The 24,010-nt window shown below is 72.9% G+C and carries 20 protein-coding genes; 7 read left to right on the top strand and 13 right to left on the bottom strand.

The window, feature by feature from the left end; all coding sequences use genetic code 11:
- Positions 1–8: 8 nt before the first annotated feature.
- From EYB28_RS00615 to EYB28_RS00605, 3 genes are read right to left on the bottom strand one after another with little or no spacing between them, the layout of a single operon-like run.
- Positions 9–1,268, bottom strand: a complete 1,260-nt coding sequence (locus EYB28_RS00615) for a glycoside hydrolase family 1 protein (RefSeq protein ID WP_166843968.1) — start codon at positions 1,266–1,268, stop codon at positions 9–11.
- Positions 1,269–1,311: 43 nt separating this feature from the next.
- Positions 1,312–2,952, bottom strand: a complete 1,641-nt coding sequence (locus EYB28_RS00610) for an alpha-amylase family glycosyl hydrolase (protein WP_166843966.1) — start codon at positions 2,950–2,952, stop codon at positions 1,312–1,314.
- On the bottom strand, positions 2,949–5,186 hold the full coding sequence (locus EYB28_RS00605; RefSeq protein ID WP_166843964.1) for a beta-galactosidase: 2,238 nt from the start codon (positions 5,184–5,186) through the stop codon (positions 2,949–2,951). The genes EYB28_RS00610 and EYB28_RS00605 overlap by 4 nt, the downstream gene beginning before the upstream one ends.
- Positions 5,187–5,315: 129 nt before the next feature.
- On the opposite strand from EYB28_RS00605, the gene EYB28_RS00600 reads away from it, so the two are divergent.
- Genes EYB28_RS00600 through EYB28_RS00575 form a run of 6 tightly spaced genes read left to right on the top strand, consistent with a single transcriptional unit; the run spans position 5,316 to position 13,344 of the window.
- Complete coding sequence (locus tag EYB28_RS00600) at positions 5,316–6,332, top strand: LacI family DNA-binding transcriptional regulator (RefSeq protein WP_166843962.1); 1,017 nt, start codon at positions 5,316–5,318, stop codon at positions 6,330–6,332.
- A gap of 37 nt (positions 6,333–6,369) precedes the next feature.
- The gene (locus tag EYB28_RS00595) at positions 6,370–8,055 is read left to right on the top strand and encodes an ABC transporter substrate-binding protein (RefSeq protein WP_166843960.1); all 1,686 of its coding nucleotides are present in this window, start codon (positions 6,370–6,372) and stop codon (positions 8,053–8,055) included.
- A gap of 21 nt (positions 8,056–8,076) precedes the next feature.
- Complete coding sequence (locus tag EYB28_RS00590; RefSeq protein WP_166843958.1) at positions 8,077–9,072, top strand: ABC transporter permease; 996 nt, start codon at positions 8,077–8,079, stop codon at positions 9,070–9,072.
- Positions 9,069–9,974: an ABC transporter permease gene (locus EYB28_RS00585; RefSeq protein WP_166843956.1), complete on the top strand. Its 906-nt coding sequence runs from the start codon at positions 9,069–9,071 to the stop codon at positions 9,972–9,974. Before EYB28_RS00590 ends, EYB28_RS00585 begins: the two co-directional genes overlap by 4 nt.
- Positions 9,974–11,902, top strand: a complete 1,929-nt coding sequence (locus EYB28_RS00580; protein ID WP_166843954.1) for an ABC transporter ATP-binding protein — start codon at positions 9,974–9,976, stop codon at positions 11,900–11,902. The genes EYB28_RS00585 and EYB28_RS00580 overlap by 1 nt, the downstream gene beginning before the upstream one ends.
- On the top strand, positions 11,902–13,344 hold the full coding sequence (locus EYB28_RS00575) for a sulfatase (protein ID WP_166843952.1): 1,443 nt from the start codon (positions 11,902–11,904) through the stop codon (positions 13,342–13,344). Before EYB28_RS00580 ends, EYB28_RS00575 begins: the two co-directional genes overlap by 1 nt.
- Positions 13,345–13,354: 10 nt before the next feature.
- Here EYB28_RS00575 and EYB28_RS00570 read toward each other — a convergent pair whose 3' ends face one another.
- The 8 genes from EYB28_RS00570 to EYB28_RS00535 all read right to left on the bottom strand — a co-directional run bounded on the left by EYB28_RS00570 (position 13,355) and on the right by EYB28_RS00535 (position 20,892).
- A complete protein-coding gene (locus EYB28_RS00570; RefSeq protein ID WP_166843950.1) occupies positions 13,355–14,779 on the bottom strand; it encodes a sulfatase in 1,425 nt (474 codons plus the stop codon).
- A gap of 64 nt (positions 14,780–14,843) precedes the next feature.
- Positions 14,844–15,584 (bottom strand): VIT family protein, encoded by a 741-nt coding sequence (locus EYB28_RS00565; RefSeq protein ID WP_166843948.1) that lies wholly within the window; start codon positions 15,582–15,584, stop codon positions 14,844–14,846.
- A 111-nt stretch (positions 15,585–15,695) separates the two neighbouring features.
- Positions 15,696–16,082, bottom strand: a complete 387-nt coding sequence (locus EYB28_RS00560) for a hypothetical protein (protein ID WP_166843946.1) — start codon at positions 16,080–16,082, stop codon at positions 15,696–15,698.
- A gap of 21 nt (positions 16,083–16,103) precedes the next feature.
- The gene (locus EYB28_RS00555) at positions 16,104–16,427 is read right to left on the bottom strand and encodes a hypothetical protein (RefSeq protein ID WP_205710800.1); all 324 of its coding nucleotides are present in this window, start codon (positions 16,425–16,427) and stop codon (positions 16,104–16,106) included.
- A 60-nt stretch (positions 16,428–16,487) separates the two neighbouring features.
- Positions 16,488–17,675, bottom strand: coding sequence for a glycoside hydrolase family 1 protein (locus tag EYB28_RS00550; RefSeq protein WP_166843945.1), 1,188 nt, complete (start codon positions 17,673–17,675; stop codon positions 16,488–16,490).
- A gap of 51 nt (positions 17,676–17,726) precedes the next feature.
- On the bottom strand, positions 17,727–18,623 hold the full coding sequence (locus EYB28_RS00545; protein WP_166843943.1) for a carbohydrate ABC transporter permease: 897 nt from the start codon (positions 18,621–18,623) through the stop codon (positions 17,727–17,729).
- 37 nt (positions 18,624–18,660) lie between these two features.
- Positions 18,661–19,605 (bottom strand): carbohydrate ABC transporter permease, encoded by a 945-nt coding sequence (locus EYB28_RS00540; RefSeq protein WP_166843941.1) that lies wholly within the window; start codon positions 19,603–19,605, stop codon positions 18,661–18,663.
- A gap of 3 nt (positions 19,606–19,608) precedes the next feature.
- A complete protein-coding gene (locus tag EYB28_RS00535; protein ID WP_166851438.1) occupies positions 19,609–20,892 on the bottom strand; it encodes an extracellular solute-binding protein in 1,284 nt (427 codons plus the stop codon).
- A 152-nt stretch (positions 20,893–21,044) separates the two neighbouring features.
- Here EYB28_RS00535 and EYB28_RS00530 point away from each other — a divergent pair, with 152 nt between their 5' ends.
- Positions 21,045–22,079 carry a LacI family DNA-binding transcriptional regulator gene (locus EYB28_RS00530; RefSeq protein ID WP_166843939.1) on the top strand — a complete coding sequence of 345 codons (1,035 nt, stop codon included), beginning with the start codon at positions 21,045–21,047 and terminating at the stop codon, positions 22,077–22,079.
- 63 nt (positions 22,080–22,142) lie between these two features.
- Here the strand turns inward: EYB28_RS00530 and EYB28_RS00525 are convergent, their stop codons facing one another.
- Together EYB28_RS00525 and EYB28_RS00520 are read right to left on the bottom strand one after the other, a co-directional pair.
- Positions 22,143–23,390, bottom strand: a complete 1,248-nt coding sequence (locus EYB28_RS00525; protein ID WP_166843937.1) for an MFS transporter — start codon at positions 23,388–23,390, stop codon at positions 22,143–22,145.
- Positions 23,387–23,935 (bottom strand): winged helix-turn-helix domain-containing protein, encoded by a 549-nt coding sequence (locus tag EYB28_RS00520; protein WP_166843935.1) that lies wholly within the window; start codon positions 23,933–23,935, stop codon positions 23,387–23,389. Before EYB28_RS00520 ends, EYB28_RS00525 begins: the two co-directional genes overlap by 4 nt.
- Positions 23,936–24,010 lie beyond the last annotated feature (75 nt).

The following is a 24,010-nucleotide window of genomic DNA, read 5'->3' as shown; positions in this document are numbered from 1 at the left end:
GTGCGTCCTCACTTCCTCGTGGGGTCGGGTTCAGGGGTGGCGGCCGGCGCCGCGACCGTCGCGGCGAAGACGGCGTCGGCCTCGGGCCGTGCGGCGGTGCGCGGCAGCACGTTGCGGCGCGCGAGGTCGCCGAGCCAGCCGAGGCTGGGCCGGGGGGCGCGGGCGAACGTCTCGCGGTCCACGCCGATGAGTCCGAACGTGGGTCGGAACGAGCCCCACTCGTAGTTGTCGAGCAGCGACCAGTGCAGGTAGCCGCGGACGTCGCAGCCGTCGTCGACGGCGTCGGCGAGCCCGCTCAGCGCGCCGGTGGTGTAGTCGATCCGGCGGGCGTCGTCGGAGGTGGCCATGCCGTTCTCGGTGACGAGCATGGGCACGCCACCGGTGACGTCGCGGGTGTGGCGCAGCGCGTGGCCCAGCGCCTCCGGGTAGTACTCCCACCCGGTGAGGGTGCGCTCGACGTCGTCGGGGAACGGCACGGGGCCGTCCGGGCCGATGATGGTGCGCAGGTACGACTGGACCCCGACGAAGTCGTCCTCGCGGGACTGCTCGAGGAAGTAGTCCTCGCGCCAGTAGCCCCAGTCGTCACGCTCGCGCTCGTACCCGGGGACGGCCTGGTACACCTGGTTGGCCACGGTCCAGCCGGACCGCACGTGCCCGAGCCCGCGCAGCACGCCTGTGGACGCGTGGTGCGCCGCCGCGATGACCTGCGCGGCGTGCGGCGACGGGCCGGGGAAGTTGACCCCCCACTCGGTGTCGATCTTCGCCTCGGCCTGGTTGACCATCATGTTCGGCTCGTTGATGGTCACCACCCAGGAGACGTCGTCGAGGATCCGCGCCGCCGTCTCGGTGAAGAACCGGAACCGGTCGACGACGTCGGGGGCGTACCAGCCGCCCTCCTGATACTGCCAGGCCGGCACGGTGAAGTGGTGCAGCGTCACCACAGGCTCGACGCCGGCGTCGCGGCAGGTGTCGATCATGCGGCGGTAGTGGTCGAGCTGGGCGCGGGACACCTCGCCCTTGGCGGGCTCGATGCGGGCCCACTCCAGCGAGAAGCGGTAGGCGTTGAGCCCGGCGCCCGCGAGCAGCCCGATGTCCTCGCCGTACCGGTGGTAGGAGTCGCAGGCGTCGCCCGACGGCTCCTCGACGTGCGTGTCGGGGGCGTGCTCCAGCAGCCAGTGGCCGGAGTTGGTGTTGCCGCCCTCGATCTGGTGGCCGGCGGTCGAGGCGCCCCACAGGAAGCCGTCCGGGGCGGCGGTGGTGTGCGTCATGGGTGGGTCCCTCCGATGCGTCGTCGCGGTGGTGCGGGGTGGTTCAGGCGAGGTCGAGGACGGCGTACCCGTGCCCGTCGAGGTGCACGGTGTCGCCGTCGGTCCGGTGCCCGCGGGCCTCGACGGCGCGCGCCCGGGCGGCGCCGGGCACGTCGATCCGCACGGGCGCCCGGCCCGGGTTGAGCACGACGGCGAGGCTGCCGCCGCGCAGGTACGCGAACGGATAGCCCGTGGCCAGCACCTCGACGGGCGCCGCCGCGTCGAGCCGGTCGTCCGAGGTGCGCAGGTGCGCCAGCCGGCGCACGAGGTGCAGCAGCGAGCCCTCGTCGTCGAGCTGGTCGGCGACGGTGGGCCGGCCGGGGTCCGGGTCCTGCGGCAGGTACCGGGACTCCGCGACGTCGGGGCCGAACCGGCCCGGCGGCAGGTCGCCCCACTGCATGGGGGTGCGGGACCCGGCGCGGTCGTAGGTGGGGCTGAGCCGCGAGCCCTCCAGCGTCGGGGTGCCGGGCACGAACCGCATGCCGATCTCGTCGCCGTAGTAGACCGACGGCATGGACGGCCAGGTGAGCGTCAGCACGAGGGCGGCGCGGGCCTGCTCGGCGTCGCGCTCGCCGGCCACGAGGCGCGTGAAGTCGTGGTTCGACGTCGGCAGGCCGGTGAGCCCACCCCGCCCGGTCGCGGCGATCGCCGACGTCGCCTCCTCCCAGGCGCGGACGAACGTGCCGGCGTCGCCGCGGGCCTCGGCGTCGGCCCAGGCGGGCACGTCGCCCCACGACGGGTTGACCGTGCCGGCGCCGTTGTTCCACAGCGTGCGCAGCGGCAGGCCGTCGTCGTCGCCCCCGAACTGCAGGAAGAAGTCGGCGTGGAACCCGGACGGGACGGAGACCCGCGGGTCGCCCCACTCGCTGACGAGCACCCGGCCCGGGTGGGCGCGGTCGAGCCAGTCGCGCGTCTCGCGCCACAGCCGGCCGGTCTCCACCAGGCCGGGGTCGTCCTTGACGAGGGAGGCCGCCATGTCCACGCGGAACCCGGCGACGCCGAGGTCGAACCAGTGGGTCATGATCTCGCGCAGGGCGGCCCGGTTGGCCCGCGGGCCCTCCGCGTCGACGGGCTGGCGCCACGGCTCGTCCGGGTGCGTGCGCGCGTAGCCGAAGTTGAGGGCGGGCTGCACGGGGAAGAAGTTCGGCCGGTAGAACCCGCCGCGCTTCCCGGGGCCCGGCTCGAACCCTTCGACGGGGACGTCGCTCCACACGTAGCGGTGGTCGTCGGGGTCGTCGGCCGACGCGACGAACCACGGGTGCTGGTCGGACGTGTGCCCGGCCACGAGGTCGAGCAGCACCGAGATGCCTCGCCGCCCGGCCTCCTCGGTGAGCTCCGCCAGGTCGTCGTTCGTGCCGTACCGCGGGGCGATCGTGAGGAAGTCGGCGACGTCGTACCCGGCGTCGGCGAACGGGGAGACGAAGCACGGGTCGAGCCACACCGCGCCGACGCCGAGCCATCGCAGGTAGTCGAGGCGGGCGGTGATCCCTGGCAGGTCGCCGATCCCCGCACCGGCGCCGTCGGCCCCGGCGCGGCCGGAGTCCGCGTAGCTCTGCGGGTAGATCTGGTAGAGCACCGTGCGCCCGAGGCGCGGCGCGAGGTCGGTCGCGGGGTGCGGGGACGTGGGGGAGTGCGGCGTCGTCATCGGGCGCACTCCGTCCCGCCGATCCAGCCGAGCCGCGCGTGGGCGTCCCCGGGCTCCTGCACCAGCCAGGCGCCGGTGCGGGCGCGCAGCCGCAATGGCTCGGCCAGCAGATCCCGGCCGTCGCGCTCCAGCGTGACCTCGGCGTCCCACGGGGAGACGTTGAGGGTGTGCACGACCCGCGTGCCGTCCGGCGTCGCGGTCGGGACCACGACGACGCCCGGCACGGACGACGTCGGGCGGACCAGCGGCTCCGCACCCAGCCCGGCGAGCAGGCGCTCCCACACCGGCAGCAGGCAGGGCAGGTCGGCGGCGACGACGAGCGCCCGGCCGGCGCCGTGCGCCACCTGGACCACGCACGGCTCGCCCGCGGCCGGGGAGCCGTCGGCGGCCGCCACCCGCGCGAACACGTCGGCGCCGTCGGGGACGCCGAGCGGCTGCACGAAGCCGCCGCGCACCTCGGCCATGGCGAGCCGGTCGTCGGCCGGGACCACGGACGGGAAGTAGCCGGGCCGCTCGTCGCGCCGGTCGCCGACGGTGATCCCCAGGGCGTCCGCGAGCCGCGTGGCGGGGCGGCCCAGCATGTCCCGCGTCGGCACCGGGCCGTGCAGCAGCAGCCGGCCGCCGTCGCGCACCCAGTCGGCGACCCGGGCCTGGATCTCGTCGTCCAGGTACGGCGTGGGCGCGAGGGCGAGCACGCGGTCGTGGGCCAGGTCCAGCGGGCCGTCGTCCTGCAGGTTCACCGCGTCGGGGGCGTAGCCGCCGACGGCGAGCGCCCGGGTGAGGATCTCCCGCGGGCCGGAGCCGCGGAACCGCTCGAGCTCGGCCACGAACCGCCGGTCCCGGTCGGAGCCGGGGTAGCGGTACTCCGTCATGTAGTGGTCCGGGACGAAGCCGAGCGTGACGGGCGGGGTCTCGGGCCGGGCGGCGCGCAGCAGGCCGGCGTGGGCGGTCGCGGCGGTGGTCGCGTCCGCGAGCCGGGCGTACCCGGGCGACGGGCGTCCCTCCGGGCCGAGCGGGGCGGCGAAGCCGTGCCGCTCCCCGGTGAACGCGACGCGGTCGTTGCCGTCCCCGACCGGCTCGAACAGCAGCGGGTTCCGCCCGCCGGTGAGGAGGTAGTAGTTGACGAAGGTGTTGCCCTGGGCGAGGCACGTCTGCAGCTTGAGCGGGCCGGCCTCGGGGCCGCTGCTCACGCCGAGCGACTCGCCGTAGTCGCCGCTGCCGACCTCGAACTCCATGCTGCCGGTGGGCTGGCCCGGCACCGTGGTGGCCGCGACGAACGCGTTCGACGCCCAGAGGCCGGGCAGCTTCTCCAGCGTGAGGTCGCCGATGTAGTAGTCCGTGCCGGGCAGCACGTCGGTGCGGCCCTCCCACGTCTTCCAGAGCTGGGAGACCCCGAGCGGGAACATGCTCGCCGCGCCGCCCCAGCAGCCGTGGACGTTGACGAGGAACGGCACGTCGACGCCGAGCTCGCGCGCCCAGGACTCCAGGTGCCGCACGTACGCGGCGTACTTCTCGCGCGTGAAGCGGCCGAGGTCGCGGTGCAGGGCGAGCACGACGTCCTCGCCGGGGGACCGCAGCGCCGGGCCCCACGCCGCGGCGTCGGCCGGGTCGAGGCCGTAGCGCGCCTTGACCTCCTGCTCGCCCTCCGCGGCGACGAGCCAGGCCACGAGCTCGGCGACGGTGCGGTCGGACAGGTCGGGGGAGTTGGTGACCCAGGGCAGCATGCCGATCTCGTTGTCGAGCTGGACGCCGACGACGGTGCCGCCGCGGCTCGGCGTGCGGTCCGCGAGCAGCGGGATCACGGCCTCATACCAGCGTCGGCACGCCGCGAGGTAGGCCGGGTGGGTGTAGTCGACGACCGTGACCTCCGGGGTACGGCCGTCCCACGTGGGCGGCACCACCTCCGGGTGGTCGCGGAACAGGCTGGACGGCAGCCCCTCGTGCTTGAGCTCCGCCATGACGAACGGGCCAGGACGGCCGATCACCGCGAGCCCGCGGTCCGCGCACAGGTCGAGGAACCGGCCGAGGTCGAGCTGGGCCCGGGTGCGGCCGGTGAGGTCGAACGAGCCGTCGGGCAGCTCGTGCACCAGCCAGGGGATGTACGTGGCGACGGTGGTGACGCCCGTCGCGACGGCGGCGTCGAGGCGGGCCTCCCAGTCGGAGGGGTCGAGCCGGAAGTAGTGGACCTCGCCGGACAGGACGAGGTCGTCGTGCAGGGTCGGGAGGGTTGCCAACGCGCTACTCCTTCGTAGGTCTGGACGTGGTCCAGGTCACCTCGGGGCTTGCATGTAACCGGTACCACGCGCCATAGTGGCAGATGTAACCGGTTACATCCACCGGCCTCGACGACGAGGGAGTGATTCATGGCCAGCTCGGGCAGGCCCACCGTCCGCGACATCGCCCGGCACGCCGGCGTGTCCGTCGCCACCGTCTCGCGCGTCACCCGGGACGACCCCAAGGTGGCGCCCGCCACGCGCGAGCGGGTGCAGCAGAGCATCGACGCCCTCGGCTACACGCCGTCCGCGCTCGGTCTCTCCCTGGCCTACCAGCGCCACCACACGCTCGGGATCGTGCTCCCCGGCCTCGGCGGTCCGTACTTCGCCGAGCTCGTCCAGGGCGTCGAGTCCGTCGCGGTCGCCGCCGGGATCGCGGTCAACGTGCTCGGCACCCACTTCCGGCCCGACGCCGCCCAGGCCGTCACCCAGCTCGCCCAGCGCACCGACGCGCTCGTGGTGCAGGGCGGCACCGTCGACCAGGCGCTGCTGGCGGAGATCGCGCAGTCGATGCCGGTGGTCCTGGTCGCCGGCACGTCCGACCACCTTGCGACCGTGCGGACCGACGGCCACGCCGGCAGCCGGGAGGTCACCTCCCATCTCGTCGAGGTCCACGGGCACCGGCGGCTCCGGTTCCTCGGGGCCCCCGACGGCTCACCCGACCCGACGGCCCGCTACCACGGCTTCCGCGCAGCCCTCGAGGACCACGGCCTCACCGAGGCCGGCGCCCCGCTCCGGTTCGGCTTCGAGGCCAAGTACGGGGCCATCGCGGCACGGGAGCTCGACGCCGAGGGCGACCTGCCCGACGCGCTGGTCTGCGCGAACGACGAGCTCGCGTTCGGGGTCCTGGCGACGCTGCCCGGCCTCGGCCGCTCCATCCCGGGGGAGATGGCGATCGTCGGCTTCGACGACAACTCGCTCGCCGGCCTCGCCTCCCCCACCCTCACCACCGTGCACCAGCCGACCTTCGAGCTGGGTGCCACGGCCGCGCGGATCGCGCTGGAGCCGACCCGCGACGGGGCGGCTCCCGCCGTCCCGCTGCCCCCCGACGACCGGGTCCTGGAGACCCGGACCGTGATCCGCGAGTCCTGCGGCTGCGCCGTCTGACGCACGCCGCGGCAGTCTTCGACGAGGAAGGTTGTTCATGATTCACACCACCGCCGGCCGCCGTGCGGCCACCCGGCTCATCGCGTGCGCCGGAGCGGCCGCGCTGCTGCTCACCGGTTGCTCGACCGCCGACCAGGGAGGAAGCGCCGGCGAGAGCCGGACCACCGACGACGGCCGGATCGCGTACCTCAACCTGGGGAACTTCTCCAACGCCTCCAACCCCAAGCCGAACTACAACCCGTTCTCCACGACGGCGATCGGCCCGCTGTGGACGATCTACGACCCGCTGTTCGAGGTGAACAAGTACGACTGCAGCGAGGTGCCGCAGCTCGCGACGGAGTACGAGTGGACGAGCCCCACGGAGATGCGGCTGACGACGCGTGAGGGCGTCACCTGGAACGACGGCGAGGCCTTCACCGCCGAGGACGTCGCCTTCACGTTCACCCTGCTCAAGAAGAACCCCGCGCTCGACACCAAGGGCGTGGGCGTGCGGCTGACGAGCGCCGAGGCGACGTCGGACACCGAGGTGGTGCTGACGTTCGACGGTCCCGCGTACGCCATCAAGGACAAGATCATCGAGACGACGATCGTGCCCGAGCACGTGTGGGCAGGCGTCGACGACCCCGCCACCTACACCGCCGAGGAAGCCGTCGGCACGGGGATGTTCACGGTGAAGTCCCTCAACCCGCAGCAGTTCACCGTCGAGGCGAACCCCGACTACTGGCAGGCGGACAAGGTCAAGGTCGACGAGCTGCGCTTCACCAAGGCGGCCGAGGGGCAGGTGGACCAGCTCCGGCTCGCCCGCGGCGAGTACGACCACAACTCGATGTTCGTCCCCGACATCGAGGACTCGTACGTGGCGAAGGACCCGGAGCACAACAAGTACTGGTTCGCGTCGGGGTCGCCGATCTCCCTGTACATGAACCTCACCGAGGCGCCGTTCGACGACGTCGAGTTCCGCCGCGCGATCGCCCAGGCGGTGGACAAGGAGCGCCTCACCGAGGAGGCCGGCTACGGCTACGTGGAGCCCGCGAGCCAGACGCTGCTCGTGCTGCCCGGACAGGAGGACTGGCTCGACCCGTCCATCCCCGACGAGGGCATGGTGGCCTACGACCCCGAGACGGCCGCCGACGCGCTGACGGCCGCGGGCTACGAGCTGGACGCGGACGGCAAGCGCCTGGGCAAGGACGGCGAGCCGTTGGCGTTCACCTTCACCACGCCCCAAGGATGGTCCGACTGGACCGCGGCGGCCGACTCGGTCAAGGACGACTTCGCGGAGCTCGGCATCGCCGTCGACGTCGACACCCCGGACTATCCGACCGTCGAGCAGAACCGCCTCACCGGGACGTTCGACATGGCGTTCGGCGTGCGCGGCGGGCTGTGCTCGATGTACCAGAGCTTCGCCGAGCCGCTCGCGTCCGAGAACACGGCGCCCGTCGGGAAGAAGGCGTCGACGAACGAGGTGCGCTGGCGCGACGCGCGGACCGACGCGCTGCTCGAGGAGCTGGAGGTCACCGAGGACGTCGAGGCGCAGAAGCCGATCGTCCACGAGCTGCAGCAGATCATGGTCGACCAGGTGCCGTTCGTCCCGCTCTGGTACGGAGGCAAGTGGTTCGAGTACAACACGAAGCACGCGACCGGCTGGCCGAGCGCCGAGGACCCCTACGCGGGCTCGGACAACAACCGCCTCATCTACACGTCCCTGGTCCCGGCCGAGGACTGACGCCGACCCGGTGGGAGCACCATGACCTACTTCGCGCGGCGCATCGGGTTCTTCGTCCTGACCCTGTGGGGCGCCGTCACCCTCAATTTCCTCATCCCGCGGATGTCCGCGGGCGACCCGGCCCAGGCGATCCTCGAGCAGGTCGCCGCCAAGGACGGCTACGTCGACCCGGCCCAGCTCGAGGCGGTCCGCGCCATGCTCGGCGTGCCAGACGCGTCCCTGTGGTCGCAGTACGTCGACTACCTGGGGAACATCGCCTCCGGGAACTTCGGCGTCTCGTACACCTACTTCCCCTACAGCGTCACGGACGTCATCGGCGACGCGCTGCCGTGGACGATCGTGCTGCTCGGGACCACGCTCGTGCTCTCGTTCGTCATCGGCACGCTGCTCGGGGCGTGGGTGGCGTGGCGGCGCAACACCGGCTTCGACGCCGTGGTCACGGTGGGGTCGAGCTTCCTGGGCACCCTGCCGTTCTTCTGGCTCGCGCTGCTGCTCATCTACGTCTTCGCGATCACGCTCGGCTGGCTGCCGTCGTCGGGCGGCTACTCGGGGGCGGTCGAGCCGGGGCCCTCGCCGGAGTTCTTCGTGGACGCGTGGCAGCACTTCCTGCTGCCGGCGGCCGCGATCATGATCACCGGCCCCATCGGCTGGATGCTCGGCATGCGCAACAACATGGTGGCGTCCCTGGGTGAGGACTTCACGCGGTTCGGCCGCGCCAAGGGCCTGCCGGCCCGGGTGCTCGCCGTGAGCTACGGCGCCCGTGTCGCGATCCTGCCGAACATCACCGGCTTCGCGCTCGCGCTCGGCGGCCTGGTCGGCGGCACGGCGCTCGTGGAGCAGGTCTTCAACTACCCGGGCATGGGGCGCCTGCTCCTCGAGGCGGTCGGCAACAAGGACTTCCCGCTCATGCAGACGATCTTCCTGTTCTCCACGGTGGGCGTCCTGGTGGCCAACCTCGCGGCCGACATGCTCTACGGCCTGCTGGACCCGCGCGCCCGACGGAAGGAGACGGCATGAGTGCCGTGACACTCGACGGGCCTCCGGCCGTCACCGCCCGCCGCCCCCGGCTGCTGCGCACGCCGCGGTGGTTCGTCATCCTGTGGCGCAACAAGAAGGCCCGGTTCGGGATGGTGCTGCTGGCGCTGTTCCTGCTCATGGCGGCGTTCGCGCCCTGGCTGGCGCCGTACGACCCGCGCGACGGCGGGTTCGCGCCCGGCCTGCCGCCGTCGGCGGAGCACTGGTTCGGCACCACGGGCCGCGGGTTCGACGTCGCGTCGCAGGCGATCTGGGGCGCCCGGACGTCGCTGCTCGTGGGTCTGGTGGCCGGGACCATCTCGACCCTCATCGCCCTGGCGATCGGCATGACCGCCGGCTACCTGGGCGGGTTCGCGGACGAGGTGCTCTCCTTCTTCACGAACCTCGTGCTCGTGGTGCCGACCCTGCCGCTGATGGTCACCCTGGCGGCGTACATGCCCGGCGGGGGCGGGGTGTGGATGGTCATCGTGGTCATCGGCATCACCGGCTGGGCGGGCGGCGCCCGCAACAAGCGGGCGCAGATCCTCACCCTGCGCAACCGGGAGTACATCCAGGGCGCCCGGCAGGCGGGCGACGGCATCTTCCGCATCATCTTCCGCGAGATCGCGCCCAACATGACGTCGCTCATCGTCGTCGGATTCATCGGGGCCGTCGGCGGCGCGATCGGCGCCGAGGCGGGGCTCGCGTTCATCGGCATCGGGGACCCGGAGACCATCTCCTGGGGCACGATGCTCTACTGGGCCAGCCAGGACGGCGCGCTGCTGACCGGGGGCTTCGCCCGCCTGGTCGTGCCCGGCCTCCTGCTCGCCCTGCTGACCACGGCGCTGACCTTCATCAACTTCGGGGTCGACGCGCTGAGCAACCCGCACCTGAGGGAGCAGTGATGGCACTCGTCGAGGTGGAGCACCTGTCCGTCGACTACCGGTCCCGCGACCTGCCGCCGTCCCACGCCGTGCGGGACGTGTCGTTCAGCATCGCCGAGGGCGAGTTCGTCGGCCTGCTGGGGGAGTCCGGGTGCGGCAAGTCGACGCTCGGGAACGCGCTGCTGCACCTGCTCGACAGGCCGGCGCACCACGCGGGCGGCAGCGTACGGTTCGACGGCCAGGACCTGTACGCACTGAGCGAGCGCGACGTGAACCGGCTGCGGTGGCGCGAGATCGCGACGGTGTTCCAGTCGTCGATGAACGCGCTGAACCCGGTGCTGCGGGTGGCCAAGCAGTTCCACGACGCGATGGACGCGCACGGCTGGCGCGAGGGGGTCGACGGCGACCGGCACGCCCGGATCCGCGAGGTGCTGGCCGACGTCGAGCTCGACGCCGACCGGGTGATGCGGTCGTACCCGCACGAGCTGTCGGGCGGGATGCGCCAGCGGGTCGTGCTCGCGCTCGCGCTGCTGCTGCGTCCCCGGTTCGTGCTCCTCGACGAGCCGACGACGGGCCTCGACGTGCTGGTGCAGCGGTCGATCGTCGAGCTGCTGCGCCGCATCCAGCGCGAGCAGGGGTTCACCGTGCTGTTCATCAGCCACGACCTCGGCACCGTGCTGGAGATCGCCGACCGCGTCATGGTGATGTACGCGGGCGAGGTCGTCGAGAGCCGGCCCAGCGCGGAGCTCGCCACGAACCCGCTGCACCCGTACTCGCACGGCCTGCTCGGCTCGTTCGACGACCCGCGCGCCGAGCACGTCTCGGTGGCGTACATCGCGGGCCGGCCACCCGCGCTGACGGAGCCGCCGCCGGGGTGCCCGTTCGCGCCCCGGTGCCCGTCCCGCCTGGCCGCGTGCGACGACGTCGTGCCCACGCTCGACGACGCCCCCGAGGCCGCCGGTCCGGGCCCGTCGCTGGTGCGCTGCCACCTGTTCACCGACGTCGGCGCGGCGGAGCTCGGGGCGGGCACGGTGCCCGAGACGCCGCGGTTCGCCGAGGTGACCGCGTGGTCCGGCGCCGCGTCCTCGGCCGAGGGGCGCGAGCCCCTCGTCGTCGTGGAGGACCTGGTCAAGACGTACGAGCGGCGCCGCGGGCTGCGCAAGGAGCGCGTCGAGGCGGTGCGCGGGGTGTCGTTCACCCTCGTGCCCGGCCAGGTGCGCGCCCTCGTGGGGCAGTCCGGGTCCGGCAAGTCCACGATCGCGAAGATCCTCACACGGACCGAGCGGGCGACGTCGGGCACCCTGCGGGTGGACGGCGTCGATCCCGGCTCGCTGCGTCGCGCCGCGCTGCGCGAGTACCGCTCCCGGGTGCAGATGGTGTTCCAGGACCCGTTCGCGGCGCTCAACCCCACCAAGACCGTCGGCGACAGCCTCGGCCGGCCGCTGCGGAACTACCTGGGCCTGACGGGCGACGCCCTCTGGCAGCGCGTGCTCGAGCTGCTCGAGTCGGTGGGGCTCTCGCCCGCCGCGACCTACGTGGACAAGCTGCCGCACCAGCTCTCGGGCGGGCAGCGCCAGCGCGTCGTCGTGGCGCGGGCCATGGCGCCCCGTCCGCGGCTGCTCGTGGCCGACGAGCCCATCTCCATGCTCGACGTGTCGATCCGCGCGGAGATCCTCGAGCTCCTGGCCGACACGGTGCGGGAGCAGGACGTGACGATGCTGTACATCACCCATGACCTGCTCAGCGCCCGGCTGCTCGCCGACGACATCATGGTGATGCGCTCCGGCGAGATCGTCGAGCAGGGGCCCACCGCGCAGGTGGTCCGCGAGGCGCGCCACCCGTACACGCGCTCCCTGCTGGACGCCATCCCCCGCCCCGCGCGCGCCGGTGCCGTCCCCGCCGGGCCGACCGCGACCGAATCGACCACCCCGACGGGAGCCCCCGCCTGATGCGACGCCCGAACATCGTCCTGATCCTCACCGACGACCACGCCGCGCACGCGATCGGCGCCTACGGGTCGGTCGTGAACACGACCCCGCGTATCGACGAGATCGGCGCGCTCGGCCGCCGGCTGGACCGGTGCTACGTGACCAACTCGCTGTGCACGCCGAGCCGGGCGTCGATCCTCACGGGTACGTACTCGCACGTCAACGGCGTGACGACGCTCTCGACGCACCTGGACGCGAGCCGGCCCACGTTCGTCTCGCAGCTGCGTGCCGCCGGGTACCGCACTGCCGTCGTCGGCAAGTGGCACATGGGCCACGGCGAGGGCCACGACCCGCAGGGCTTCGACTACTGGGACGTGCTCCTCGACCAGGGGGAGTACTTCGACCCGACGTTCCGCTCGGCCGACGGCGAGCGGACGGAGCCCGGGTACGCGACGGACGTCATCACCGACCTGGCTCTGCGATGGGCCGACGCGCAGGACGGCGACGCGCCGTGGTGCCTGCTCGTCTGGCACAAGGCGCCGCACCGGTCGTGGGAGCCGGACGAGAAGCACGCGGGGATGTACACCGACCCGATCCCCGTGCCGGAGACGTTCACCGACGACTACGCCACCCGCACGTCGTCGTCCCGCCGTGCCGCGATGCGCGTCGCGGACCACCTCACCGCCGACGACCTCAAGGTCGACCCGCCCGAGGGCCTGGGCTACGAGGAGCTGGCCCTGTGGAAGTACCAGCGGTACATGGAGGACTACCTGCGCTGCGTGGCGTCGGTGGACGACAACGTGGGGCGGGTGACCGACTGGCTGCGCGAGCGCGGCGATCTCGACGACACGCTGCTCATGTACTCCTCGGACCAGGGCTTCTTCCTGGGCGACCACGGCTGGTTCGACAAGCGGTTCATGTACGAGGAGTCGATCCGCATGCCGTTCCTGCTGAGCTACCCGCGGCGGCTGCCGGCGGGCGGCGGCCACGACGGGATCGTCACCAACGTGGACCTGGCGCGCACCATCCTCGACGCCGCCGGGGTCGAGCCGCACCCGGGGATGCAGGGGCGCTCCTTCTGGCCCGACCTGGTCGGCGGCGAGGCGCCCGAGCCGCCCCCCGAGGGCTTCTACTACCGGTACTGGGAGCACCACGACGGCGTGCACCACGCGCCGGCGCACTACGGGTACCGCGACGCCCGGTACAAGCTCGTCTACTACTACAACGACGGGCTCGGGCTGCCCGGCACCGGGTGGCAGCGGTTCGGTGGCGAGTGGGAGCTGTTCGACACCGAGGCCGACCCCGACGAGCTGCGCAACGTGGCCGACGACCCCGCGTACGCCGAGGTGCGGCACCGGCTCGAGGCCGCGCTGTGGCGGGCGCAGGCCGCCGTCGGGGACGCCCCGCACCCGAGCCAGCCGGTGCCCCGCGACGTGCGCGCCGCCGCGCCCGTGCCCGGCTGAGGGGACGGCGTCACCCGAGGGGCTGCGCCGCCTGCGGGAACCGCGTCTCCCTGATCCCGTCGCGCCAGGCCTCGGCGCCGTTGTGCCGGGGGAGGGACGCCACCCGCAGACCGTCGGCCTCCGGGCGGCGGTGGACGGCGTAGAAGGCGTCGAGACGGCGGCGCAGGTCCGCGACGACGGCGGCGTTGCCGGCGCGCCCGATGACGTCGTGCTCCTCCCGGGGGTCGGCGACCAGGTCGAACAGCTCGTCGGGGCCGTGGCCGTAGCGGCACACGAGCTTCCAGCGCGGCGTGCGGATCATCCGCAGGTCGCCGTACTCCCCGTAACGGGTGTCGTCCCAGGCCTCGTCGGCCCGGCCCTCGATCGCGGGCCGGAAGGTGCGGCCCGGGCAGGCGCGCCCGGGGTCGGGGACGATCCCGGCGTAGTCGCAGATCGTGGCGAACGTGTCGTAGTGGTCCACGCAGGCGTCGACCCGGCGCCCCTCGGGCGCGTGCGGCGGACGCACGAGCAGGGGGACCCGGAGGCTGGTGTCGTACATGCTGAGCGGGCGGGTGCTGTTGCCCTTGCCCCAGAATCCGTGCTGCCCGAGCGTGAGCCCGTGGTCGCTGGTGTAGATCACCAGGGTGTCGTCGAGGCGGCCCAGCGCCGCCAGCCGGTCGACGACGCGGCCCACGCCGCGGTCGATGTCGGTGACGGCGGCGTAGTAGTTCGCCCACCGCTCGCGGTCCGCGGCCTCGGTCCGCTCGGCTGCCGAGGCCTCGCCCGACGCGAACCCCTCGTCCTTCGCCCAGGGGTGGCGGCCGGGGCGCCAGACGTCCGCCCACGTCGCGTCGTCGTACAGCGCGACGAGCTCCGGGTCCTGGCCCGCCCACGGGCTGTGGGTGGCGATGTACCCGACGGTGAGGAAGAACGGCCGGTCGGCCGGGGCCTCGTCGAGGAACCGCAGCGCGTGGTCGGTGATGATGCGGGTCTTGTTGCCGGTCAGCGTCACCGGGTCGCCGTCGAGGTGGTAGGTGTACTCGCCGTCGTGCGTGCCCTGGCCGCCGGGCAGGCCGAAGCACCGGTCGAACCCGCGCGGCACCTCGTGCGAGCGGCCGAGGTGCCACTTCCCGGCCAGGGCGCAGTGGTACCCGGCCTCCGAGAGCAGCTCGGGCAGCGTGGCCTCGCCGTCGAGCCAGTCGCGGTCGGCGATCTCCGGCTCCGCCTCCTGCAGCCAGTCGTGGATGCCGACCTGCGACGGCGTGCGGCCGGTGAGCAGGCTGGCGCGCGCCGGGGAGCACACCGGGGACGGCGTGAACGCCCGGTCGAACCGGACGCCGTCCTCGGCGAGGCCGTCGATGCGCGGCGAGCGGACCTCGGCGTTGCCGTAGCAACCGGTCGCCCAGGCGCCGTGGTCGTCGGTGAGGAACAGGAGGACGTTCGGGAGCTCGGGCACGGTCGGATCCTGCTCCGGCGAGGTGCCGGGGCGCAAGGGCGCCGCAGCCGGGTCTGGGTCGTCGTCAGACGACGCCCGTCGTCCCCAGCAGGGAGCCGATGCCGAACGTCGCGCCGAGGGCGAGCGCCCCGCCCACGACCACGCGGACGACGGAGCGCGACCGGGCGGAGCCGCCGATCCACGCGGCGATCGCCCCCGCGGCGCCCAGGGCGGCGAGCACGACCACGATCGTGCCGGCGACCTTGAGCGGCTCGGGGATGAACAGCACGGCGAGCAGCGGCAGGACGCCGCCGGTGAGGAACGCCAGCAGCGACGCCCACGCGGCGTGCCACGGGCTCACCACGTCGTCCGGGTCGATGTTGAGCTCCGCGGACAGGTGGGCGCCCAGCGCGTCGCTCTCGGTGAGCTCGGTGGCGACCTGCCGCGCCGTCTCGTCCGACAGGCCCTTGTCGCGGTAGAGGCCGACGAGCTCGTCGAACTCCTCCTCGGGCATCGTCGCGAGCTCGTGCTTCTCCAGGTCGATGAGCGCCTTCTCGCTGTCGGACTGGCTGGAGACCGACACGTACTCGCCGAGGGCCATGGAGATCGCGCCGCCGACGAGGGCGGCGACGCCGGCGACCAGCACTGCCGTACGGGACGGCGTCGCCGCGGCCACGCCGACGACGACAGCCGCCACCGACACGATGCCGTCGTTCGCGCCCAGCACGCCCGCGCGCAGCCAGTTGAGCCGTTGGGCGAGCCCGCCGCCGGCGTGCGGCTCGTCGACGTGTCCGCGGTCCTGGCTCGTGTCCGTGCGGGTGGTCATGGCACCAGCACAGCACCCGCCGACCGTTGCCGCCAGCAAGGACAGGCTGGCCGAAGCTCGGTGCGGTGTCTCGGACGAGGACTTCGCGGCGCGCGGTCCCGGCTGCTGGCCCTAGGCCGTCTGCAGGAACTCCGGCTTCACATTGCGCCGGAGGGCCGCTCCCAGAGCGCTGGACACCTCATCCGGCAGGTGGCTCAGCAACACTTCGAACTGCTCCGGCGACAGGACGGGCCGGTCCAGCACGGGTGCATGTACGGCGCCCTCCACACCCTGCACGATCAGCATGCGCGCGAGCGTCGAGACGGGTACCGCCTGGTGCTCTGCCGCCACTGCCAGCCTGTCGTACTGCTCACCGGTCAGCCGGACGGAAAGGACGCGTGGCCGAGTGGCCTCGCTGTTCGGGCGATGGCCTGCGGCACCGGGAGGCATCGGCTCGTGGCGAGTCCTCTCTGCCTCGGCGGCAACCTCCTTGATCAGGTCGCGCACGTCGTCACTCATCGGATGCCCCTTGGTCTGCTCTCAGTACTCTCTGCTCTCGTACACGGCCACGTCGGTCGGGTTCGAGCGCCACGCGCTCGCGCCCCACACGAAGCCCGAGCCGTCGGGATCGGGGACCGTGATGACGGTGATGACGAACCCGGCGGTCTCGGACCATCCGATGGTGCGGTTCGACATCCCCTTCCTCCCCTTGGGGTCCGGTGTGAACCACACCGCCTCAGGGTCGCAGTACGCCTCGTTCGCCCACTCCGGATCGATGTCCGTCTCTCGCGGTCGGTCCGTCCGGCCTCGGCGGTCGCGCACATGCACGTCTGCGTGCCGCCAGTCCGGGAGGATCACCGCCATGTCATACAAACTACTACGGTTCGCGGTGGGGCGTACAGGGCCGTGCCATGGGGCGTCGGGTCACACGGCGGGAAGCTTGCCCGTCCGGGCGACGTCGCCCAGCCAAGCGAGGCTGGGCTTGGGCGTGCGCTCGAAGGTGGTGCGGTCGACGGCGACCAGGCCGAACGTGGGGCGGAAGCCGCTCATCCACTCGTAGTTGTCGAGCAGCGACCAGTGCAGGTAGCCGTCCACGCGGCACCCGCGCTCCATCGCGCGGGCCATGCCGGCCAGCGCCTCGCGCGTGTAGTCGATGCGGCGGGAGTCGTCGGCGGTCGCCATGCCGTTCTCGGTGACGATCATCGGCACGCCGCCCGTGATCCGGTGGGTGTACTCCAGCGCCTCGCCGAGCGCCTGCGGGTAGTACTCCCAGCCGGTGAGGGTGCGCTCGACGTCGTCGCCGAACGGCACCGGCTCGCCGTCGGGCCCGATGATCGTGCGCAGGTAGCTCTGCACGCCGACGAAGTCGTCGTCGCGCGACACCTCGAGGAAGAAGTCCTCGCGCGGGTAGGCGTAGGCGTCGCGGGCCTCGTCGGCGCCCGGCGCGGCCTGGAACACCTGGTTGGCGACCGTCCACCCGGCCCGGTGGCCGAGCCCTCGCAGGATCTCGACGGCGCCGCGGTGGGCGCGGGCCTGGACGTCGGACGCCTCCTGGTCGGGCGCGGCCAGCCCGGCGGCGTCGAGGTTCGTGCGGCGGCTCGCGCCCAGCATCATCGAGGTGATGTTGGGCTCGTTGATCGTCACGACGTGCCGCACGTCGTCGAGGATCGGCGCGACGGTCTCGACGTACCGCAGGTAGGTGTCGACGGCGTCGGGCGCGAGCCAGCCGCCCCGCTCGGCGAACCAGCGCGGCAGCGTGAAGTGCAGCAGCGTGACCATCGGCGTGACGCCCGCGGCCAGGCAGGCGTCGATCATGCGCCGGTAGTGCGCGAGCTGCGCCCGCGAGACCTCGCCCTCGGCAGGCTCGATGCGCGCCCACTCGACGGAGAACCGGTAGGCGTTGAGCCCCGCGTCGGCGAGCAGGCGGACGTCCTCGGGGTAGCGGTGGTAGCTGTCGACGGCGTCGCCCGAGCTGTCCGCGCACAGCGTGCCGGGGACGTGCTCCTTCGCCCACCAGTCGCTGTTGACGTTGCCGCCCTCGATCTGGTGGGCGGCGGTCGAGGCGCCCCAGAGGAAGCCGGGGCCGGTGGGCAGGGTGAGCGGTGCGGGCACGGAAGAGCTCCTTGCGGGACGGTGCGGGTCGGGCCGAGGGGCGGCCGCGGGCTACTTGATGCCCGTGGTCGCCACGCCCTGGACGATGTGGCGCTGCAGGAAGAGGAAGACGACGAGGATCGGCAGCACGATGACGGTGGCGCCGGCGACCAGCAGGCCGTACTGCACGGTGTTCTGCCCGGTGGAGTACAGGGCGAGCGCGACCGGCAGCGTGTACATGTCGGCGGACTGCACGGCGACCAGGGGCCACAGGAAGTTGTTCCAGGACCCGAGGAAGGTCAGGATGCCGAGCGTCGCGAGCGCGGGCTTGGCCTGCGGGAGCACGATGCGGAAGAACGTGCGGAACTCCCCGGCCCCGTCGACGCGGGCGGCGTCGAGCAGCTCGTCGGGCACGTCGAGCATGAACTGGCGCATGAGGAACACGCCGAAGGGCGCGGCGAGGAACGGCAGGATCAGCGCCGCGTACGTGTTGATGAGATCGAGGTTGGCCACGAGCACGAACAACGGCACGAACGTGACCATGCCGGGCACCATGAGCGTGGCCATCACCAGGGCGAAGAGCAGGCGCCGCCCCGGGAAGTCGATCTTCGCCAGCGCGTACCCGACCATCGCGCTGAACAGGACCGCGCCCACCGTGACCGCCAGGGCCACGACGACCGAGTTGAGGAAGAACCGGGGGAAGTCGAGCGAGGCGAACAGCTCGGTGTAGTTCGCCGTCGTCCACTGCTCGGGCAGCAGCGTGGGCGGGAACTGCCGGATCTCGCCCTCGGGCTTCACCGAGGACACGAGCATCCACAGCAGCGGGCCGAACGAGGCGACGAGACCGACGAGCAGCGCGACGTTGAGCACGATCGCGCGCGGTGTCAGCCGCCGCCGGCGGTCCGGGCGGGGCGCCTCGCCCGGGGGTGTCGCACCGGTCGAGGCGACCGGCAGGGACGTCGTCGTCATGGGAGCTCCTTTCGCCGCTGGGCCGTCGAGGGGGCCATCAGCTCTTGGGCCGCAGCAGGCGGAACTGGAGGAAGGACAGGATGACGATCGCGACGAACAGGATGTAGCTCATCGCGGCGGAGAGCCCGTAGTTGCCGAAGCCGAACTGGTTGAAGATCTCGTAGGCCACGGAGTTGGTCGCGCCGAGCGGGCCGCCCTGCGTCATGACGAACGGCTCCTCGAAGAACTGCAGGTAGCCGATGCCGGTGATGACGGCGCAGAACAGCAGCGTGGGCCGCAGCAGCGGCACGGTGACGGAGCGGAAGGTGCGCACGGCCCCGGCGCCGTCGAGCGCGGACGCCTCGTACAGGTCGCGGGGGATGCCCTGCAGCCCGGCCAGGAGGATCACCATGGAGAAGCCGACGTTGCGCCAGGTCGCCATGACGATCAGGGCCGGCATCGCCCACGTGGGGTCGGTGAGCCACCGGGGCCCCTCGACGCCGATCACCCCGAGCAGCGAGTTCACCAGGCCGAAGTCGGGCTGCAGCAGGAACCGCCACACGACGGCGACGGCGACGATCGACGTCACGACGGGCGCGTAGAAGCCGACCCGGAACACGGACCGGAACCACACGAGGCCCGAGTTGAGCAGCGCCGCGAGGAGCAGCGCGATCGCGAGCGTCAGCGGCATCGCCACGCCCACGAAGTAGAGCGTGTTGCCGGCCGCCTGCAGGAACTTCGGGTCGGTCAGGGCCGCCGCGAAGTTGTCGAGGCCGACGAAGTTCACCGCGAACGGCGTCTTGAGGTCGGCGCCCCGCATGTCGGTGAACGCCATGTAGAGCGACGACGCCACCGGGACGAGCATGAACACCGCGAACAGCAGTGTGAAGGGCAGGGCGAAGCCCCACGCGGCCAGGCCGCGCCGGCGCCGCCGCGCGTTCTCCGGCGCGCGGCCCCGCGCGGCGCGGAGGCCGGGCGGACGGGTCTCGACGGTGGCGGCCACGGCTCAGTCCAGCCCCGTGCCGATCGAGGTGGCTGCGTCCTGCATCTGCGCCGCCGCGTCCTGAGGCGTGACGTTGCCGGCGACGACCTGCTCGATGATCAGGTTGAGCTCGTGGTCGATCTCGCCCCACGTCGGGACGGCGGGCGTCGATCGCGCGGTCTCGAGCACATCGCCGTACACGGCGAGCGACTCGTCGTCGGCCAGCGCGGGGTCGTCCCACGACGCCTGGACCGCGGGCAGGTCGCTGGAGATCTCGAACCAGTCCACCTGGACGGCGGGGTCGGTGGCGAACTGGACGAACTTCCAGGCCGCGTCCGGGTTCTCGGCGTCTGCGAGGACGGCCAGGTTGGAGCCGCCGATGAACGACGCGGAGGTCTCGTCGGCGGGCAGCGGCGTCACGTCGAACTTCGAGGCGAAGTCGTCGCCGGCGGTGGCGAGCAGGTTGGCACGGTCCCACGGCCCCGACACGTACGAGCCGAGCTCGCCGTCGATGAAGTCCTGGATCTTCTCGTCCTCGACGAGCCGCTGCGGGGCGAGGCCCTCGGCCATGAACGACGCGTAGTAGTCGAGTGCCTCGACCTGGGCGTCGTTGTCGAGGGTGAACTCGGTGCCGTCGTCGCTCATGTAGTCGCCGCCGGCCTGCCAGTAGAACGGCGAGTACATGATGTTGGTGCCGTCGCCGTCGGTCTGCAGGGCGATGCCGTGGTCGGCGCCGGCGTCCTGCATGCCCGCCGCGAACTCCTTGAGCTCGTCCCAGGTCTGCGGGGTGTCCACGCCGGCCTTCTCGGCCAGGTCGGTGCGGTAGTAGAGCACGCGGGTCTCCACGTACCAGGGCACGCCGTAGGAGGTGCCGTCGACGACCGTCGTGTCCCAGGCACCGGGGAAGAACGCGCCGGAGTCGACGTCCTCGGGGGTGGGCGCGAGGCCGCCGAGCTCCACGAAGCTGCTCATCAGGGTGGTGCCGACCTGCACGAGGTCGGGGACCTCGCCCGTGGCGATCGCGGTGTTGATCTTCTCCGTGGAGGACTCCCACGGCACAGGCGTGACCTCCACGGTGACGTCGGGGTTGTCGGCCTCGAACTGCTCGGCGAGCTCCGGGAGGCGCTCGCCCTCGGTGCCCATCGCCCAGATCTCGACCGTGCCGGTCGCGGGGCCCTCGGAGATGCTGCCGGCGGGCTCGGCCTCGCCGGCGCCGCCGCCGTCGTCGCTGCGTCCGCACGCCGTGAGCGCGAGGGCCAGCGTGAGCGTCGACGCCGTCACCGCGCCGACGGTGCGAGGTGTTCTCATCACGATCCACTCCCTTGGTGATCCCGAAATTTCGAAGCACGGCCTCGAAAAGCTTCCGGGAGAGTAGAGGGCGAGAGGGGGTGTGTCAACGCATCGGCCTTCTCTCCGCTACGATCTCGTTTTCAGAAACCCCGTCGACCAAGGAGCACCGCGTGACGCCGCCGTCGGACCGCCCGGACATCCCGCTCGCCGTCGTGGCGGCCGAGGCCGAGGTCTCCGTCCCCACCGTCTCGAAGGTGCTCAACGCCCGCCCCGACGTCGCGGGCGCGACGCGGGCCCGGGTCGCGGCCGTCCTGGAGCGCCACGGGTTCGTGGTCGGTCCCGCGCGGCGCAAGCCCACAGGCCTCCTCGACGTGCGCATCGTCGACTTCGAGGGCACCTGGTCGGAGGCCGTCGTCCGCGGCGCGGTCACCGGGGCGCGCCGGCTCGGCCTCGACGTCGTCCTGTCGGTGGAGCCCGACCCCGACGACTGCAGCGCCTGGGTGCGCCACGCCCTCGACCGCGGCACCGACGGCCTCGTCAGCGTCGTGTCCGTTCCCGACGCCGCCGCGCGCCGGTCCCTGGAGGACACCGGCACCCCGCTCGTCGTCGTCGACCCGCGCCAGCGGCCGCCCGAGGGCATGCTCAGCGTCGGCGCCACGAACTTCCAGGGCGGCCTCGAGGCGACGGCGCACCTGCTGTCGCTCGGGCACCGCCGCATCGCGACCATCACCGGGGCGCTCGACCAGGACAACGCCCTCGCCCGCCTCGCGGGCTACCGCGCCGCCCTCATCCAGGCGGGGGCGGCCGTCGACGACGAACTGGTGCACGTCGGCCGGTACGGCGTGAACTCCGGCTACGAGGGCGCCCAGCGGCTGATGGCCCTCGACGACCCGCCCACCGCCGTCTTCGCGAGCAGCGACGACACCGCGCTCGGCGCCCTGCACGCGTTCCGCGAGGCCGGGGTGCCCGTGCCGGACGAGATCTCGCTCGTCGGCTTCGACGACCTGCCCGTGGCTCCGTGGATCGACCCCGCGCTCACGACGGTGCGCCAGCCGCTCGCCGCGATGGGCGCGACCGCCGTCGACCTGGTGCACCGGGCCCGCACGGACAGCGGGCACACCCTGCGCACCGAGCTCGCGACGTCCCTGGTCGTCCGCGCCTCGACGGCCCCACCCCCCGGCGGCCCGGTCGCCGCCACGAGGTAGTGCCTCCCGTGCCGCGGTCGTCCCCGCGGGGCACGACCGGAGCGCGGGAGGCACTACCGCGCGTCAGCCGCGCAACGACAGCTCCCGGAAGAGGCGCCGTCGCAACGGCACCGTCATCAGCGCCGCCATCGCCCCGCCGTACAGGGCGAACGGCACCCAGAGCGGCGCCACGGAGGCCAGGGCGCCGAACGCCGCCATCGCCAGCGGCATGAGGACGTCGTCGCCGAGGCGCGTGATCGACGCCATCCGACCCAGGTACGCGGGGTCGACCGTCCCGGCGAACGTCGCGCTGAGCAGCGCCGACGCGTAGCCCGCGGTGACGCCGACGACCAGGCAGGCCGCGATCGCGGACGCGAGCGGCCCGAGGCCGAGGGCGACGATCGCCACGCCCTGCACCACCAGGGCCGCGAACCCGGCGCGCGCCTCGCGCCGGGGCCGCCACCGGGTGACCGACAGCGCCCCGAGGGCGGCGCCCAGCCCGATGCAGGCCTCCAGCGCCCCTACCGCCTCGGCGCCCCACCCCGCGCCGTGGGCGCGCAGCGCGATCCCGATGCCGACCGCGGGCCCGACGGCGAGGTTGAGGCCCGAGAGGGCGAGCACGAGCGTGCGGGTCGTCGGCGTGCCGCGCAGGTGGGTGACGCCGCGCCGGATCCCGCGCCACGGGGACTCCTTCTCGGCGCGGGGGAGCGCGAACCGCGGCCGCAGCCAGATCGCGACGAACGCGATCACGAGCGCGAAGGTGAGCGCGTTCGCCGACGCGCTCCCGCCCAGCCCCGAGCCTGCGACGAGCACGCCGCCGACCGCGGCGCCGCCCATCGTGGCCAGGCGTGACGCCGTCTGCGACACCGCGCTGTACGACGGCAGGTCCTCGGTGCGCACGAGCCGGCGCCCGATCGTGCTCGCCGACGGCTCGAAGAAGGCGTCGCACACGCCGAACGCGACCGCGGCGAGAGCGAGCAGCAGCACGGTCGGCGGTGCCGCCAGCACCCACAGCGCCACACCCACCAGGACGCCGACCCGCAGCGCGTTGAACAGGATCATCACGCGCCGCGCGTCCGCCCGGTCGGCCAGCACCCCGCCGAACAGCAGCACGAGGGCGCGCGGCACGGTGCCCGCCGCGACCACCACGCCCGCGACCGCGGGGCTGGCGACCTGCACGGCCGTCCACGCCAGCGCGATCGTCCAGATCGCGTCGCCGGCGTCGGACAGCGCCTTGACACCGATCCAGGCCTGGACGACGCGGTCGCGCGAGAACCGTGGTGGTTCCCTCAGCAGGACGGGCTGGGTCGGGCTCGTGGTCCCGGCGGTCATGGCGCCGTGGGGAAGCCGTGGGCGAACACGAAGACCGGGCGGCGCTCGGCGCCGTCGTCGGTGTCGACACCGGCCTGCCAGGCCTGGAACGCCTCGAGCAGCGCCGTCGACAGTGCGGCCAGCTCCTCGGGAGTGGCCCACGCGAGCGTGTCCATGCTGAACGCCGCGCGGGTCCACTCGGGCATGGGGGTGGAGCGGCGGTGCCAGGCGCGCAGCCGACCGAGCTGCATCTCGATGTTCACGCGCTCCGCCTCCCGCGCGAGCAGCGCGTCGGCGGGGGAGTCGGCGAAGTCCTCCGTGGACCAGCTCAGGCCCCGGCCGGAGGTCCGCCACCAGCTCGTGCGCCGGTCCCCGGTGGGGTCCTCGGCGCGCTCGACGACGCCCGCCCGCTCCAGCATCCGCAGGTGGTGGCTCACGCTGCCCACCTGCCGCCCCAGCGACGTGGCCAGCGTCGTCACCTGGGTCGCCCCGTGGAGCACCAGGTAGTCGTGGATACGGCGGCGCACCGGGTGGTGGACGGCCGTGATCGCCTCGATCGGTTCCATGCCGTCGACGCTAGAGGCGCGCCGCCAGTCCTACAAGACTTCTTGTATACCGCGGAATCTCAACGATCAGACTGC

Origin of the sequence: Isoptericola sp. BMS4 (assembly GCF_011634835.1) — a bacterium.
Classification (GTDB): domain Bacteria; phylum Actinomycetota; class Actinomycetes; order Actinomycetales; family Cellulomonadaceae; genus Isoptericola.
Note: the sequence above shows the minus strand (reverse complement) of the source record. Positions and strands in the feature narration are given on the sequence as shown.